This window comes from Streptomyces sp. NPDC058291 (assembly GCF_042880855.1).
In the GTDB taxonomy this organism is placed as follows: Bacteria; Actinomycetota; Actinomycetes; order Streptomycetales; family Streptomycetaceae; genus Streptomyces.
The window spans coordinates 1-583 of record NZ_JBHVYK010000181.1 but is presented as its reverse complement, the minus strand read 5'-3'; the positions used below and the strand labels follow the sequence as shown (position 1 = coordinate 583).

Here is a 583-nt window from a genome sequence, read left to right as displayed (position 1 = left end):
CTCCCTGACAAATCTCCTGGCCTTCGCTGTGGTTGGGGGGTGTGTTGTTGATCTCTCGCCGGGCGCCCCCGCGACGCGGCCGGCGCCCCGCCCGCCCCCGCCGCCCCCCCCGCCCCCGCCACCTCTCCGCCCGCCGCGACGGTCGAGGGCAGCAGGTTGTAGCCGTTGGACATGACGTAGTGGCCGTCGTCGTCGCTCGCGACGGCGGCCGATGCGGAGAAGGCCAGGGCGGTGGCGCCCAGCAGTGCGGCCGAAGCGACGCGTATCGCGCGCATGGTGGATCCTCCGGTCTCCGAGGAGCAGCTGCGGACCTGTTCCGCTGACGTCGTCGATGCACCTCGATGTCCGAAACGCTAGGAACGTGTGTACGCGTCCGCGATCGCTGTAGCGCGAATGGGGCACGGCGGTGGGCCGCTCGGGGGAAACCGTTCCCGCGTCCGGGGGACGGCGGCGGCAAGGCGGCCGCCGCTCCCCGGCGCTGTGGGCCCCGGGGGGGCGGGGCCGGGCCCCCCCCCCCGTTCTGGTCCGGCGCCCGCGGCCCACGCCCCTCGGCGTGGGCGGGGCTCATCCCCCACGCCTGTGA

The 583-nt window shown here is 75.3% G+C and carries 1 pseudogene; it reads right to left on the bottom strand.

The annotated features are described in order from the left end of the window. Positions 1-275 (bottom strand): annotated as a pseudogene (locus ACFVYK_RS37965) (hypothetical protein); the annotation flags it as partial. Between the last annotated feature and the right edge of the window lie 308 nt (positions 276-583).